The 14,503-nt window shown below is 69.4% G+C and carries 11 protein-coding genes; 7 read left to right on the forward strand and 4 right to left on the reverse strand.

Features of this window, described 5'->3' with window-relative positions; all coding sequences use genetic code 11:
- Positions 1-109 precede the first annotated feature (109 nt).
- From ACAH41_RS25575 to ACAH41_RS25600, 6 genes are all read left to right on the forward strand, one after another.
- A complete protein-coding gene (locus ACAH41_RS25575; RefSeq protein ID WP_325650783.1) occupies positions 110-1,684 on the forward strand; it encodes an RNA-binding protein in 1,575 nt (524 codons plus the stop codon).
- 464 nt (positions 1,685-2,148) lie between these two features.
- Positions 2,149-3,366 (forward strand): RtcB family protein, encoded by a 1,218-nt coding sequence (locus tag ACAH41_RS25580; RefSeq protein ID WP_325650781.1) that lies wholly within the window; start codon positions 2,149-2,151, stop codon positions 3,364-3,366.
- A 54-nt stretch (positions 3,367-3,420) separates the two neighbouring features.
- Positions 3,421-4,815 carry a hypothetical protein gene (locus ACAH41_RS25585; RefSeq protein ID WP_325650779.1) on the forward strand — a complete coding sequence of 465 codons (1,395 nt, stop codon included), beginning with the start codon at positions 3,421-3,423 and terminating at the stop codon, positions 4,813-4,815.
- A 64-nt stretch (positions 4,816-4,879) separates the two neighbouring features.
- Positions 4,880-5,956, forward strand: coding sequence for an RNA 3'-terminal phosphate cyclase (gene rtcA / locus ACAH41_RS25590; protein ID WP_325651389.1), 1,077 nt, complete (start codon positions 4,880-4,882; stop codon positions 5,954-5,956).
- 48 nt (positions 5,957-6,004) lie between these two features.
- On the forward strand, positions 6,005-6,679 hold the full coding sequence (locus tag ACAH41_RS25595) for a response regulator transcription factor (protein ID WP_325650777.1): 675 nt from the start codon (positions 6,005-6,007) through the stop codon (positions 6,677-6,679).
- Positions 6,676-8,088: a sensor histidine kinase N-terminal domain-containing protein gene (locus tag ACAH41_RS25600; protein WP_325650775.1), complete on the forward strand. Its 1,413-nt coding sequence runs from the start codon at positions 6,676-6,678 to the stop codon at positions 8,086-8,088. The genes ACAH41_RS25595 and ACAH41_RS25600 overlap by 4 nt, the downstream gene beginning before the upstream one ends.
- A gap of 75 nt (positions 8,089-8,163) precedes the next feature.
- On the opposite strand, the gene ACAH41_RS25605 is transcribed toward ACAH41_RS25600, so the two are convergent.
- The 4 genes from ACAH41_RS25605 to ACAH41_RS25620 all read right to left on the reverse strand — a co-directional run bounded on the left by ACAH41_RS25605 (position 8,164) and on the right by ACAH41_RS25620 (position 13,596).
- Entirely contained in the window at positions 8,164-9,702 is a 1,539-nt protein-coding gene (locus ACAH41_RS25605) for a tripartite tricarboxylate transporter permease (protein WP_325650773.1), read from the reverse strand.
- Positions 9,702-10,127 carry a tripartite tricarboxylate transporter TctB family protein gene (locus tag ACAH41_RS25610; RefSeq protein WP_325650771.1) on the reverse strand — a complete coding sequence of 142 codons (426 nt, stop codon included), beginning with the start codon at positions 10,125-10,127 and terminating at the stop codon, positions 9,702-9,704. Before ACAH41_RS25610 ends, ACAH41_RS25605 begins: the two co-directional genes overlap by 1 nt.
- Positions 10,128-10,262: 135 nt before the next feature.
- On the reverse strand, positions 10,263-13,202 hold the full coding sequence (locus tag ACAH41_RS25615; RefSeq protein WP_325650769.1) for a serine/threonine-protein kinase: 2,940 nt from the start codon (positions 13,200-13,202) through the stop codon (positions 10,263-10,265).
- A gap of 13 nt (positions 13,203-13,215) precedes the next feature.
- A complete protein-coding gene (locus ACAH41_RS25620) occupies positions 13,216-13,596 on the reverse strand; it encodes a c-type cytochrome (RefSeq protein ID WP_325650768.1) in 381 nt (126 codons plus the stop codon).
- A gap of 55 nt (positions 13,597-13,651) precedes the next feature.
- Between ACAH41_RS25620 and ACAH41_RS25625 the strand changes: the two genes are divergently transcribed.
- Positions 13,652-14,503 (forward strand): YihY family inner membrane protein, encoded by an 852-nt coding sequence (locus ACAH41_RS25625; RefSeq protein ID WP_325650766.1) that lies wholly within the window; start codon positions 13,652-13,654, stop codon positions 14,501-14,503.

Raw genomic sequence — 14,503 nt, forward strand, 5'->3', positions numbered from 1 at the left:
TTAATGAATGATTGAAGTTCTTCAGCAAGGCTTGGCACACCCGTTGCAATAAGAAAGCAAGCAAGACGAACTGACGAACAAGACACAAGAAAGCCCGAGGAGAGAAGCCATGTTGAAGACGCTCTTCACCACTGCCCGCGGCCTGCAACTGCCGGCCGCCACCGCGCTGAACCAGGCCCAGGCCCCCGCCTATGCCTACAGCGCCAAGCACCGCCTGGCGCAGCTGGCGGCCACCGGCTCCCTGGGCCAGACCTACTACGCCTCGGCCGATGCGCAACTGGACGCCGTGCAGCAACTGGCTGCCGAGCTGCCGTCGCTGTTCGTGGCCAAGGCAGCCATCTACGCCCGCCAGGCCGGTTACATGAAAGACATGCCGGCGCTGCTGGCGGCGGTGCTGGCGCAGCGTGACGTGGCCTTGTTGCGGGCGGTGTTCCCGCGGGTGATCGACAACGGCAAGATGCTGCGCAACTTCGTGCAGATCGTGCGCAGTGGCGCGGTGGGCCGCAAGTCGCTGGGTTCGCGTCCGAAGAAGCTGGTGCAGCAATGGCTGCTGGCGGCTTCCGAAGCGCAGCTGCTGCATGCGGCCGTGGGCACCACGCCTTCGCTGGCGGACGTGGTGAAGATGGTTCACCCGAAGCCGGTGGAGGCTTGGCGCGGTGCCTGGTTCGCTTGGCTGATTGGCCGTGCGCACGACGAAGCGGCTTTGCCGCCCGCCACGCAAGCCTTCGAGCGCTTCAAGCGTGCGTTGGCTTCCGGCGAGGTGGTGAACGAGCTGCCCGACGTGCCGTTCCAGATGTTGACGGCCTTGCCGCTGACGACCGCTCACTGGTGCGCGATTGCCCGCCAGGGGTCGTGGCAGATGGTGCGGCAGAACCTGGCCACGTTTGCGCGGCATGGTGTCTTCGAGGAACCCGGCATGGTCGAAGCTGTGGCTGCGAAGCTGCGCGACGTGCAGGCCATTGCCAAGGCACGTGTGCTGCCGTACCAGCTGATGGCGGCCTACAAGGCTGCAAGCGGTCTGGCGGGCGAACTGAGCGAGGCGCTGCAAGACGCGATGGAAGCTGCGTTGGCCAATGTGCCGGCGCTGCCAGGTCGTGTTGTCATCTGCCCGGACGTGTCCGGTTCGATGGCTTCGCCGGTGACCGGGCATCGCGGCTCGGCGACCAGCACTGTGCGCTGCATCGACGTGGCCGCGCTGGTGGCAGCGGCGCTGGTGCGCAAGAACAGTGGCGCCGTGGTGCTGCCGTTCGAGCAGAAGGTCGTGTCGCTGCAGTTGAATCCACGGGATTCGGTGATGAGCAACGCGGCCAGGCTGGCGGGCGTTGGCGGTGGCGGGACCAACGTGAGCGCACCGCTGGCGCTGTTGAACCAGCAGCGCGCCGAGGTGGACCTGGTGGTGATCGTGTCGGACAACGAGTCGTGGATCGACGCGCGCCGCCACGGTGCCACCGAGACCATGCGCCAATGGGCCGCGCTGAAGCAGCGTTGCCCGCAGGCGCGCCTGGTGTGCGTGGACCTGCAGCCGGGTGCGACCACCCAGGCCGCGGAGCAGTCCGACGTGATGAACGTTGGCGGTTTCTCGGACGCGGTGTTCGGCTTGATCGCGGCCTTCGCGCATGGCGCCACCGGTGCTGAGCACTGGGTGCGCGTGATCGAGGACGTGGCGCTGCCGCAGAAGGATTGAAGCAATCAACCCGAGGGAGGGAGTCGTCGCGTGGCGAATGCAGGAAGGACTACATCCAATCAGTCTTTCCGGCTGTTGGTCGCCACGCGGGGAGGCCCGACCTCACCCGCAACGAATTGAATTGTTTTTTTGGCGAATGCCGGTGGAACTACAGACTCTTAATCTCGTGGTCGCGGGTTCGAATCCCGCCGGTCAGCTTCCGGGTTGACCGTAGCTCAGTCTGGTAGAGCACGACGTTTCACCAACCCTTGTCGCCAATTTTTTCGCGGTGAATGCAGATGGAATTACTGGTAGACGCACGTGGCGAAAAAGCTGCGTGTCTCAAGCGTGATCTTGAGACGCCCGGGTTCAATTCCCGGTCCAGAAATGGATGGCGGAGTGAAGATTCCATCGACCCTTGTCACCGCACCTTTGCTAGCGTCTGGCATCGCGCCGGGCCCAGATGAACGAATGAAGAGAACACCATGAACTACAACGAAGAACAAGTCGAAGGCGGCGTGCCCATCAAGATGTGGACCCGCGGCGTGCCGGTGGAACCCGAGGCGCATGCGCAGCTGAGCAATGCCGCGCGCCTGCCCATCGTCTTCAAGCACGTGGCGGCGATGCCGGACGTGCACCTGGGCATCGGCGCCACCGTGGGCTCCGTGATCCCGACGCTGAAGGCCATCATTCCCGCTGCGGTGGGGGTGGACATTGGCTGCGGGATGATGGCTTGCAAGACCACGCTGCGTGCCGAGGACCTGCCGGACAACCTGGGGCCGCTGCGTTCGGCCATCGAGAAGGCCGTGCCGCATGGCCGTTCGCCCAAGGGCTGGCGCCGTGACGAAGGCGCCTGGGAGAACCCGCCCAACCTGGTGGACCAGGCCTGGGCGGGATTGGTGGACGAGTTCGAAGCGCTGTGCGAAGACCACCCGCGCCTGAAGAACACCAACAACCGCAAGCACCTGGGAACGCTGGGCACCGGGAACCACTTCATCGAGGTCTGCCTGGATGAAGCGGGGGCCGTGTGGTTCATGCTGCACTCCGGTTCGCGTGGGGTGGGGAACGCCATCGGCACCCACTTCATCGAGCTGGCGAAGAAGGACGCGGAAGTCCACCAGCGCAACCTGCCGGACCAGGACCTGGCGTACTTCGAGGAAGGCGCGCAGTACTTCGGCGACTACGTGCGTGCAGTCGGCTGGGCGCAGAAGTTCGCGGCGAAGAACCGCGAGGTGATGATGGCCAACCTGATCGCCACCGTGCGCCACGTGATCACCAAGCCTTTCGAGGCCCATGTGGAAGCGGTGAACTGCCACCACAACTACGTGCAGCAGGAGCGCCACTTCGGTGAAGACGTGTTCGTGACCCGCAAGGGCGCGGTGAGCGCGAAGAAGGGCCAGCTGGGGATCATCCCCGGCTCGATGGGTGCGCGCAGCTTCATCGTGCGCGGCCTGGGGAACCCGGAAAGCTTCGAGAGCTGCAGCCACGGCGCCGGCCGCGTGATGAGCCGCACCAAGGCCAAGAAGCTGTTCACCGTGGCCGACCAGATCAAGGCGACCGAAGGCGTGGAATGCCGGAAGGACGAAGCCGTCATCGACGAGATCCCGATGGCCTACAAGGACATCGACGCGGTGATGGCCGCGCAGAAGGACTTGGTGGAAGTGGTCTACACCTTGAAGCAGGTGGTGTGCGTGAAGGGGTAGAAGACCGGGCCGGCATGATCGGCCGGGTCGCCAAAGGCAAGAAAGGAGGGCGGCATGTCGTTCGCCGAGTTCATGAACAAGGTGCTGGGCCGTCAGGTTGATTCCGCCACCGGTGCTGTAGCGCCTGATCAGGGCCCGGCCAGCAGGGCGCTGGCCTTGCTCGACCAGTTGACCTCGTACAGCGGCTGGGAGCGGGAGGCTGCGCTCAAGACGCTGACGCGGGAGCCGCAGGCAGCGGCCTTGCCGCTACTGCTGGTGCGGGTCAACGACTGGGTGCCGCAGGTTCGCGCCGCGGCGCGCGAGGCCGTGCGTGCGATGCTGCGTCCGGCCGACAGTGCCGCCTGGGCACGGGCGCTGCCGGAGGTCGTGGCGCTCACGCGCGCCGGTCGGGCAGACCATGCCGAGCTGTTGAACGAGATCGACACCTTCCTCTCGTCGCCCGCCGTCCTGCCGGCCCTGCAGTCCGCGGTATCGCCAGACATGCCGCTGACGGTGCGGCGCCATGTGCGCCGCCTTGAATGGCAGGCTGCGCGCGATGCTCTCGACCGCATGGCATGGCTGCACGCCGCACTGGTCGGGCGCGACATCCCGTTGGCGCACTGGGCCATGGCGAATGTTTCGTCGTTGGCGGAAGCAAGCGACCGAGCTCGCCTGTGGACGGCGGCGATGGCATCCCCGTTTTCGCGCATCCGGCTCGCGGCCTTGGCTTGCTTGCGCAAGGACGCGCCAGAAGGCTTGCCGAGTGAGCTGCTGCAGGATCTGGCGCTGAGCGCGCATGCGGCGCTGCGCCGCTCGGCGTGGGCACTGCTGCCTGCGGCGCAGCAGGCGCAGGTGAACGCCCGGGCCATGGCGCGCGTGGTCGACACAAGCGTGTCTGCGCGCCACCGGGTGGCTGCGCTGGGCCTGTTGGCGGAGACGGACTTCGAGCGCGTGCGCCCGCTGTGTCAGGCGTGGGGTGCCGAGCCCTTGCCCTCGGTGCGCGTGGCCTTGCTGGCCGCGCTGCGTGCGCACGCGGACGATGCACAAGTCGAGGCCTTGGTGTGGGCAGCCTGGGCCGACAGTGTGCCGCGGCTGCAGCAGTACGCGATGCGGCAGGTCCAGCAGGGCGTGTATCTCGCTGATCCGGCACGGGTGCTGGAACAGGCTTTTCAGCATCAGACCGCTCTGGCATTGCGCCGTGCGCGGGAGATCCTCCGGCGCGGTGAGCCGTGGGCGGTGCTGCTGCTCTGGCTGCAGGCGATGCGCCTGTCATTGGAGGCTGACCGCGAGGCGGAGGTCGCTGATGCAGTGGCCTGCTGGCAGCGGGACATGCAGCACATCTGCATGCCGCCAAAGCCTGCGCAGGCGCAAGCCATCAAGGCGGCCTGGCTCCAGGTGGTGGCGCGCCTGCCGCGTGGGCTGCAGTCGTCATTGGGCTTTGTGCTGGCGACAGCGGGAGCGCTGAACTGAGGCGGGCCATGCCGCGACAAGAACAAGAATGAAGAGAACAACAATGCAAGACGTGATGGACAAGATGATTGAACTGGATGGCGCCGCGGGTGAGGGTGGCGGGCAGATCCTGCGCAGCGCGTTGGCGCTGGCGATGTGCACGGGCCAGGCGTTTGCGCTGCATGACATTCGCGGGCGCCGGCCCAAGCCGGGGCTGATGCGGCAGCACCTGGCTTGCGTGAATGCGGCGCAGGCGGTGAGCGGGGCGACCGTGCACGGTGCGGAGCTGGGCTCGCGGGAACTGGTGTTCGAGCCGGGTACGGTGAAGGCGGGCGAGTACCGTTTTGCGGTCGGCTCGGCAGGCAGCTGCATGCTGGTGCTGCAGACGGTGTTGCCGGCGTTGATGCTGGCGGACGGGCCCAGCCGGTTGGCGCTGCAGGGTGGCACGCACAACCCGATGGCGCCGAACTTCCATTTCATCGAGCGCTCGTTTGCGCCGCTGTTGCGCCGCATGGGCGTGGGGCTGGATGTGGCGCTGCGGCGCCATGGCTTCTACCCGGCTGGCGGCGGCGAGTTGACCGCCGACGTGACCCCTGCCGCACCGGGTGCGTTGCAACCGTTCGAGCTGCTGCAGCGCGGGCCCTTGCAGGAAGCCTACGCCGAATGCCTGGCGCCTGGCCTGGCACGCAGCGTGGCCACGCGCGAGCTGGAGCTGCTGGGCGAAGCGATGGGCTGGGAAGGCGCGCAGTTGCGCACGCCGCCGGCGAGGCAGAACGAAGGCCCGGGCAATGCGCTGATGGCGACACTGGTGCATGCGCATGTCACCGAGGTCTTCACCAGCTTCGGCGAGCGCAGCCTGGCAGCCGAGCAGGTGGTCAAGAAGCTGGTGCAGCAGGTGCGTGGCTACCAGGCCAGCCGGCAGGGTGACGAAGCGGCCGCCGCCGGCCCGTACCTGGCGGACCAGCTGACCTTGCCACTGGCGCTCGCGGTGCAGGCCAGCGGCCATGCGGGCCGCTACACCGCCACCGAACTGACGCTGCACGCGCAGACCAACTTCGAGGTCATCCAGCGTTTCCTGCCGGTGCGCTGCGGCAGTGAGCGGGCCGGCCTTGGCTGGCGCGTGACTGTCGAGCCGGATTTGGATGGCGCGCCGGCCGTCTGACCGGGCCAGGATGTGGCATCGTGTCGGCCTGTTCTCCGGGTCACACGCATGCACATCCTCCTGGTCGAAGACGACAGCCCCCTGGCCGCATCCATCGCGGCGGCCATGCGCGCCCAAGGCTGGCGCGCCGACGTGAGCGACCGCGGCGAGCCGGTGCCCGCTTCGCTGCTGCAGGACGCCTACGACGTGCTGGTGCTGGACATCGAGCTGCCCGGCATCGACGGGCTGGAGACGCTGCGCCGCGTGCGCGAGCAGGGCTCCAGCCTGCCGGTGCTGATGCTCACCGCACGCGACGGCGTGGACGACCGCGTGCGCGGGCTGGAAGGCGGCGCGGACGACTACCTCGTCAAGCCGTTTGCCTTGAGCGAGCTGCTGGCCCGCTTGCGCGCGCTGGTGCGGCGCCACGAGCTGCGGCGCAGCGAGATGCTGGTGCTGTCCATGCTGAGCTTCGACGCAGGCGCCCGGCGGGCCCAGGTGGACGGTCAGCCGGTGCACCTGTCGGCGCGCGAATGCATCGTGCTGCAGTACCTGATGCTGAAGACCGGCCAGATCGTGCCGCGCGACCAGCTGGCCGCGCTGGTGCCTGGCTGGGATGCGGCCACCTCGGCCAATGCGCTGGAGCTGCTGATCTCGCGCCTGCGGACCAAGATCGAGCCCGGCGGGGTGCGGCTGCGTACCGTGCGCGGCCTGGGCTACCTGCTGGACGCTGCGCCGTCGCCATGACCCAGGGCAACGGCACGGCGCCGCCCAGCCTGCGCCGCACCCTGCTGATCTGGCTGCTGGCGCCGCTGGTGGGGCTGGTGCCGCTGACGGCCGCGCTGATCTACCTTCTGGCCCGCAGCCCGGCGCTGGACGCGCTGGACCGCGCGCTGACCGGCACCACGGTGGCACTGGCCGAGATCATCGAGTTCAAGGACGGGCAGGTGACGCTGCCGCTGAGCCCGCAGACGGCGCGCGCGCTGTCGGCCGACGTGGTCGACGAAACCGTCTTCGCGGTCAAGGCGCCGGATGGCCGGCTGCTGGGCGGCAGCTTTGACCTGGCCGCGTTGGCGCCGCCGATGCAGGCCGACGAGTGGCGCTTCCAGCTCGCCTGGCTGACCGGCAAGCCGGTGCGCCTGGCGGTGCACGGCGCGGCCTGTGGCGCCCGAATGGCCCAGGTCTGCGTCGTCGTCGTGGCCGAAACACTGGGCAAGCGCAACGCCGCGCAGCGTGCCGCCCTGCTCGCCGCTGGCGTGGGCGCCGCCGTGCTGGCGCTGCCGCTGGTCCTGTTCTCGATGCTGGCGATCCGCCGCACGCTGCGGCCGCTCAGCCGTGCCGTGGCGGACGTCGAGTCCTTGATGCCCCACCGCCTGGCCCCCATCGACGCGCAAGGCATGCCGCTCGAAGTGCTGGGCTTTGTGAATGCGCTGAACCGGCTGCTGGCCCGCCTGCACGAGGCGGCCGCGGCCCAGCGCGCCTTCGTCGCCGACGCGGCGCACCAGTTGCGCACCCCTTTGAGCGTGATGCGAGTGGAGACTGCGCAGGCATTGGCCACGCCGCATTCGCCGGACCTGCACCCGGTGCTGGAGCGCCTGCATGCCGGTGCCGAGCGCGGCTCGCGCCTCGCGCAGCAACTGCTGGCGCTGGCGCGCGCCGAGGGCGCCGCGCTGGACCCGGGGCTGAAGGCGCAACGGCTGGACCTGTCCGCCCTGGTCGCCGGCATGGCCGAGCGCTGGCTGCGGCCTGCGCTGGAGGCCGGGCAGGACCTGGGCTTCGAGCTGCAGCCGGCCTGGGTCGAAGGCCACGCCATGCTGCTCGAAGAAGCCATTGGCAACCTGATCGACAACGCCATCAGCCACGCAGGCACCGGCACCAGCATCACCGTGCGCACCGAAACCCGCGAGGGCCGCAGCTGGCTCAGCGTGGAGGACGACGGCCGCGGCGTGCCGCAGGACAACCTGGACGCGCTGTGGCAGCGCTTCCGGCGCGGGCGGGACGCCAGCAGCCCCGGCAGCGGCCTGGGCCTGGCCATCGTGGCCGACATTGCGCGCCTGCATGGCGCCCAGGCCAAGATCGAACCGGCGCCGCATGGGCGGCAGGGTGTGCGTTTCCTGCTCGTGTTCCCGCCTGCGCCGGTGCCATTGGCGCCCTGACGATGAAAAACGCCCGCGGATGCGGGCGTCTGGGAAGACCTCCGGAAAGAGGTCTCTCAATCAGCAGGGCTTCGCTCAGGCCGGCTTGGTCTCTTCGACGGGGCCGAGCGCCGCCGGCACCGCCAGGGCCGGCTTGCCGGCCCGTGAGCTGCGGAAGAACACCACCAGCTGCCAGATGATGAAAGCACCGATCAGCCCGATCAGCGTGCCGCTGATGGGCCGCTCGACGAACACCCCGAAGTGCCCGCGGCTGATCAGCATCGCGCGGCGGAAGTTCTCTTCGAGCATCGGGCCGAGGATGAAGCCCAGCATCAGCGGCGCGGCGTCCATGCCCAGTCGCATGAAGATGTAGCCGCCCAGGCCGAAGGCTGCCGTGGTGAAGATGTCGTCCAGGTTGTTGTTGACGCTGTAGGTGCCGATGCAGCAGAAGAACAGGATGGCCGGGAACAGCGCGTAGTACGGGATCTTGAAGACCGACAGCCAGTAGCGCACCAGCGGCACGTTCAGCACCAGCAGGAAGCAGTTGCCGATCCACATGCTGGCCACCAGGCCCCAGAACAGGTCGGCATGCTCGGTGATCATGTTCGGGCCCGGCTGGATGCCCTTGATGATGAACGCGGCCATCATCAGCGCCATCACCGGGTTCTCCGGAATGCCGATGCTCATCAGCGGGATGAAGCTGGTGCGGGCTGCCGCTTCGTCTGCCGCGGCCTGGCCGGCCACGCCTTCGATCGCGCCGTCGCCAATCTCGTGGCGGTACTTGCTGACCTTCTTGTCCAGCGCGTAGGCCGCGAACTGGGCGATCACCGGGCCACCGCCGGGCAGGATGCCCAGCGCCGAACCCACGATGCTGCCGCGCAGCGCGCTGGGGATGATGCGCTTGAACTCCGCCCAGGTCGGCATCAGCTTGATCGCGCCGTTGAAGGGCGTGCGCTGCTGCTTCTCGTCCAGGTTCTTGGTGATCTCGGCAATGCCGAAGCAGCCCAGCGCCACGCTGACCAGGCCCACGCCGTCGGCCAGCTGCGGCAGGTCGAAGGTGTAGCGCGGCATGCCGCTGGTCACGTCGGTGCCGACCTGGCCGAGCAGCACGCCGATCAGGCACATCGCCAGGCCGTTGAGCAGGCTGCCGGTGGTCACGAAGCTCACGCAGACAAAGCCCACCAGCATCAGCGCGCAGTAGTCGGCCGGCCCGAACAGCAGCGCCACCTCACCCAGCGCCGGCGCCAGGCAGGAGATGACGATGATGGACACGGTGCCGCCGATGAAGCTCGACACGCCGGCCGTGAACAGCGCCAGGCCGGTCTTGCCCTTGAGCGTCATCGCGTAGCCGTCGATGCAGGCCACGATGCTGCTGGCATGCGGGATCTTCATCGTGATCGCGCTCACGCTGTCCCCGTACTGGGCCCCGTAGTAGATGCCGGCCAGCATGATCAGCGCGCCGCCGGTGGGGATGGAATAGGTCAGCGGCAGCAGCAGGCTGATGGTGGCCAGCGGGCCGAGGCCGGGCAGCAGGCCGACCAGCGTGCCGACCGTGCACCCGATGGCGCAATACATCAGGTTCTGGAAGGTCAGCGCCTGGCCGAAGCCAAAAGCGAGGTTGTGCAGGATGTCCATCAGAACAGCGGAAGGTTGAGGCCGAGCAGGTGCTGGAACCCGAACGCGACGGCGATCAGGCTGGCGGAAATGATGCAGTTGCGCTTGAAGGAATACGAGGTGGCCGCGAAGCCCGCCACGAAGACCATGAAGGTGATGCCCACCGCCATGTCCAGCAGCTTGGAGAGGGCGGCAAAGCCGCACAGCGCCACCATCAGCAGGCCGATGTTCTTCATGTTGAAGTGCATCGGGACCTGCGCGACGAAACGCGAGCGCACGATCATTGCCAGCGCGATGAGCAGCAGCAGGCTGCTCACCATCAGCGGGAACAGCCCGGGGCCCGCGCGGTTGAAAGTGCCAAGGGGGTAGTCGATGTACGCCCCCAGCCCGAAGGCGAGTGAAACGGCGGCCAGGAACACGCCGCGGGCAAGGTTTTGGTCTGTCATGGGTTGGGTCCGCATGGAATGCTGAATTGCGGTACGCCAATGTAGGAATGCCCCCTCCGCAGCGTGCGTCGGTTTCCACCTACGACAGGCTTTCGACAGCTTGCGGCGGCCCGCTCGAAGCCGTCGCGCGCTGGCCTACGGTGCCGTGGGCGACACGCCGTCGGCGTGCGTCGCGCGGATGCGGCGCGCCTGCTCGGCCGAGGCCCTGGCGCCCGCGGTATCGCCGGTGCGGGCCTGCGCCAGCGCCAGTGCGGCGAGCGTGTCGGCCACGGCCGGGCTGCGCTGCGGGTCACGCACCTGCTGCGCCAGCACCAGCGCGCGCGCCAGGTTTTCGCGCGCCGGGCCGGCCTCGCCTTGTTGCAACAAGGCCTCGCCCAGCGTGCGCGTGGCATCGGCCTCCAGCTCCGCGCGCCAGGCCCGCTGCGGGTCTTGCGTGACCTGCTGCAGCGCCGCCTGGGCCAGCGCTGCGCTGCGCGCCCCGTCGCCCGCCGCCAGGTGCAGCCGGGCCGCTTCGGTGAGCAGGCCGGGCGCGGCAGACAGCTCGGGATCGGCCGGCTGCTGCCGGGTCACGCGCGCGGCCTGCCAGGCCCGCAACACGGCCGCGGCATGGCCGGCGCGCAGCTCGATGCCGCGGTCCAGCGCCGCCAGCGCGGGCGGCGTGCCGGACTTGCCGAGGTCGAAATACGCATGCGCCTGGCGCGACTCGGCACGCGCCTCGTCCAGCCGGCCCAGGTCCAGCAGCGCCTGGCCGCGGAACAGCCGGATCGAGGCCACCGTTTCGGGCGCGTTGCCACCCGAGCGCTGCTGCAGCGTCAGGCCTTCGTCGTACACCGCCAGGCCCTGCTCCGGCCGGCCGTAGGCCGCGAGCGCGCGGCCGTATTCGACCACCAGCATCGGCGCGATGGTGCCGTAGCCGGCCGGGTTGGCGCGCGCCCAGGCATAGCCCGGCTGGTGCATGGCCACGGCTTCGCGCAGCCGGCCGTAGCGGCGCAGGAAGCTGCCGTAGCGGCGCTCGGCGGTGTGGCGGTAGATCGGCGCGATGCGGTTGCGTTGGTCGGCAATCGCGATGGCGCGCTGGAAGCTCGCGTCGGCCTCGTCCAGCGCGTTCAGGCCCACCTGCGCATCGGCCAGCGACACGTACAGCGCCGAGAGCTGGTTGCCGCCTTGCTTCAGGTCCTGCTCGGCGATGGCGATGGCCTCCTGCGCGCTGTCCCGCGCCAGCGCTTGCTCGCCGGTGCTGGCCGCGATCTCGCTGCGCACCTGCAGCGCGCGCACCAGGTCGCCCCGTGCATGGCGCTGGCGGGCGATGGCCACCGCGCGTTCGGCGGCCGCAAGCCCGGCCGGGTAGTCGGCGCGCTGGCCGATCAATGCACGCGTCATCTCGATGCTGAAGCGCGCGCTGCTGGCGCTGTCGCCCAGCCTATCGAGCAGGCCCGCCGCCTCGTTCACGGCCGCACTGGCTTCGCGCCGCCGGTCCAGCAAGGCCAGCGCGGCGCCTTGCGCGGCCAGCGCCTCGGCGGCTTCGCGGCTGTCGGCACCAAAGCGTGTGCGGGCCAGCGCCACGCGGCGCTGCTGCAGTTCGGCGGCCTTTTCGAGTGCCGCCATGCCGCTGTACATTGCGGCCATGGTGCCCAACAGCCGCAGGTGCGCCTCGGGTGCGTCGGCCAGCGAACTGTCTATGCGGGCTTCGCCGCGCGCCAGCAACTCGCTTGCCGTGGTCTGCCGGGCGCTGTCGGGGTCGTCGGCATCGCCGCCGTTGAGCTGGAAGATGTCTTCGAGGAAGTCCTGAACCGCCTTGGCGGTGGCCGCCTCGGCCAGTGCCTTGTGGGCTTGCAGCCCGGCCTGCCGTGCCTGCCAGAGCGCCACGGTGGCACCCACGGCCAGTGCCAGCACCACGGCCGTGCCGGCGGCCACCGGCACGCGGTGGCGCAGCACGAACTTGGCCGTGCGGTAGCGCCAACCATCGGGCCGCGCCTCCACCGGCTCGCCGGCCAGCCAGCGGCGCAGGTCGCGGGCGAAGGCGTCCATGGTCGGGTAGCGCTCGGCGGTCGCCTTCTTCAGCGCCGTGCCCAGCACCGCGTCCAGGTCGCCGCGCAGTGCGCGGGCGGTGGCGCGGTCCGGCGCTACGTCACTGGCACGCAGTTCCTGCTGCGAGACGATGGCCTCTTCCAGCTCGGCCCGGCTGGCGTGGCGAGTGCGGTAGGGGCGGCCGCCGGCCAGCAGTTCGCAGGCGACCACGCCCAGCGAGTAAATGTCGCTCGCCGTGCCCAGGGGCTCGCCGCGCACCTGCTCCGGGCTGGCATAGGCCAGCGTCATCGCGCGACCGGTCAGCTCGGTCAGTGCGGTCGCGTCGGCCGGGCCGTCGTCCTCCAGCAGCTTGGCAATGCCGAAGTCCAGCAGCTTGGTCTGGCCGGCCGGCGTGACCAGGATGTTGGCCGGCTTCAGGTCGCGGTGCACCACCAGCCGCGCATGCGCATGGGCCACCGCGTCGGCCACCTGCAGCACCAGCGCCACGCGCTCGCGCAGCGTCAGCGCATGCTGGCGGCACCAGGTGTCGATGGCTTCGCCCTCGACGTGCTCCATCGCCAGCCAGGGCCGGCCCGCGTCGTCCTGGCCCACGTCGTAGAGCCGCGCGATGTGGGGGTGCTCCAGCCCGGCGAGGATGCGGCGCTCGCGCGCCAGCCGTTCAGTGAAGGCGTCGTGCCAGGTCACGCGCGGCAGCTTCAGCGCCACGCGGCGGTCCATCAGCCCGTCGGCCCGCTCGGCCAGCCACACGCTGCCCATGCCGCCGCGGCCAATCTCCAAGACCAGCCGCCACGGGCCGACCCGCAGGCCGGGCGCCGGCTCGCCACTGCTGCGGGTGTCGGGCAGCTGCGGCAGCGCCTGCAGGAAATCGCCGCCTTCGAGTTCGGCCTGCGTGGCGAGCAGTTGGCGCAGGGGCTCGCGGTGGGCGGCGTCCGGCCCCGCCAGTGCCGCCAGCCAGGCCTCGCGCTGCGCCAGCGGGAGGGCCAGCGCCTGGTCCAGCAGCGCGCTGATGTGGGGCCAGTCGGCCGAGAGCCGGGACAGCGGCGTCAAGACCGGGTCGCTTTCATCGGGCCTGGAAGGTGCGAAGGTAGGCCAGCAGGTCGGCGATCTTCTGGTCGCCATAACCCCAGCTGGCAAAGCGCATCCTGGTGCCGGGCACCACGCTGTTCTGGTCCTTGATGAAGGCGGCCAGCGTCTGCTCGGTCCAGACGATCTTCGAGTTTTTCATCGCGGCCGAATAGGTGTAGTCCGCCGTGGCGCCTGCCGGCCGGCCGATGATGCCGTTGAGCTGCGGCCCGAAGCCGGCGCGTGCAGAGGGGCCGACCTGGTGGCAGGAGGCGCAGGGCGCAAAGGCCGCCTTGCCGGCAACGGCGTCGCCGGCCGCGTGCGCACGGCACGCGGCCAGGCCGAGTAGCGCCAAGACCCAAAACTTCAGATGCTGCATGGGCGGCATTCTGGCTCGCCCCGCACAATCACATGTCCGCTTCCCTCCGCCCCGCATGTTCAGCCTGATCCGACTCACGATTCAACGCGCCCGCAAGGAGCGCCTGGTGCAGGTCGCTGGCAGCCTGACCTTCACCAGCCTGCTGTCCGCCGTGCCGCTGCTAGCGGTGAGCTTCGCGCTGTTCACGCGGGTGCCGATGTTCAGCCGGCTCGAAGGCGTGATCGACGACTACGTGCTCAAGGGCCTGCTGCCGGCGGACATTTCGCGCACGGTGTTGAAGTACCTGAATCAGTTCGCCGCGAATGCGGACGGCCTGACCTGGCTGGGCTCGCTGTTCCTGCTGGTGACGGCCGTGGCGATGCTGCTCACGGTGGAAAACGCGCTCAACCAGATGTGGCAGGTCAAGCGCAACCGGCCGTTCTTCAAGCGTGTGGGCCTGTACCTGCTGATGCTGGCCGTGGGCCCGCCGGTGCTGGCCTTGAGCCTGTGGGCCAGCTCCTACCTGCTGGGCGCGTCCATGGGCCTGATCGGCGCGCTGCCGCCTTCGCTGCATTTCGTGCTGGACCTGGGGCCGGCGCTGCTGTTCCTGGCCGCGCTGACGGCGCTGTTCCGCTTCGTGCCCAACGCCCAGGTGCCGCTGGGCCACGCATTCTTCGGCGCGCTGCTGGCCAGCGCCGCGCTGGAACTGGGCAAGCGCGGCTTCGCGGCCTACCTGGTCAAGCTGCCGACCTACAAGGCCGTGTACGGCGCCTTCGCGGCCTTCCCGCTGTTCCTGCTGTGGCTGTACTTCTCGTGGCTGGTGCTGCTGCTGGCCGCGATGATCGCGGCCAACCTGTCCGGCGGCGGCGGGCGGGGCGGCAGCAAGGCCGCCCGCGGCGCCGCGCCGGCCAGGGCGCGCCGCGGCTGA

This window comes from Ideonella sp. (genome assembly GCF_041287625.1).
In the GTDB taxonomy this organism is placed as follows: domain Bacteria; phylum Pseudomonadota; class Gammaproteobacteria; order Burkholderiales; family Burkholderiaceae_C; genus Ideonella.

Bases quoted from the DNA above. Each gene is read 5' to 3' on its own strand.
- ACAH41_RS25580 (WP_325650781.1), top strand. From the start codon at position 2,149: ATGAACTACAACGAAGAACAAGTCGAAGGCGGCGTGCCCATCAAGATG.
- ACAH41_RS25575 (WP_325650783.1), top strand. From the start codon at position 110: ATGTTGAAGACGCTCTTCACCACTGCCCGCGGCCTGCAACTGCCGGCC.
- ACAH41_RS25625 (WP_325650766.1), top strand. From the start codon at position 13,652: ATGTTCAGCCTGATCCGACTCACGATTCAACGCGCCCGCAAGGAGCGC.
- ACAH41_RS25610 (WP_325650771.1), bottom strand. From the start codon at position 10,127: ATGACAGACCAAAACCTTGCCCGCGGCGTGTTCCTGGCCGCCGTTTCA.
- ACAH41_RS25600 (WP_325650775.1), top strand. From the start codon at position 6,676: ATGACCCAGGGCAACGGCACGGCGCCGCCCAGCCTGCGCCGCACCCTG.
- ACAH41_RS25620 (WP_325650768.1), bottom strand. From the start codon at position 13,596: ATGCAGCATCTGAAGTTTTGGGTCTTGGCGCTACTCGGCCTGGCCGCG.
- ACAH41_RS25605 (WP_325650773.1), bottom strand. From the start codon at position 9,702: ATGGACATCCTGCACAACCTCGCTTTTGGCTTCGGCCAGGCGCTGACC.
- rtcA (WP_325651389.1), top strand. From the start codon at position 4,880: ATGATTGAACTGGATGGCGCCGCGGGTGAGGGTGGCGGGCAGATCCTG.
- ACAH41_RS25595 (WP_325650777.1), top strand. From the start codon at position 6,005: ATGCACATCCTCCTGGTCGAAGACGACAGCCCCCTGGCCGCATCCATC.
- ACAH41_RS25585 (WP_325650779.1), top strand. From the start codon at position 3,421: ATGTCGTTCGCCGAGTTCATGAACAAGGTGCTGGGCCGTCAGGTTGAT.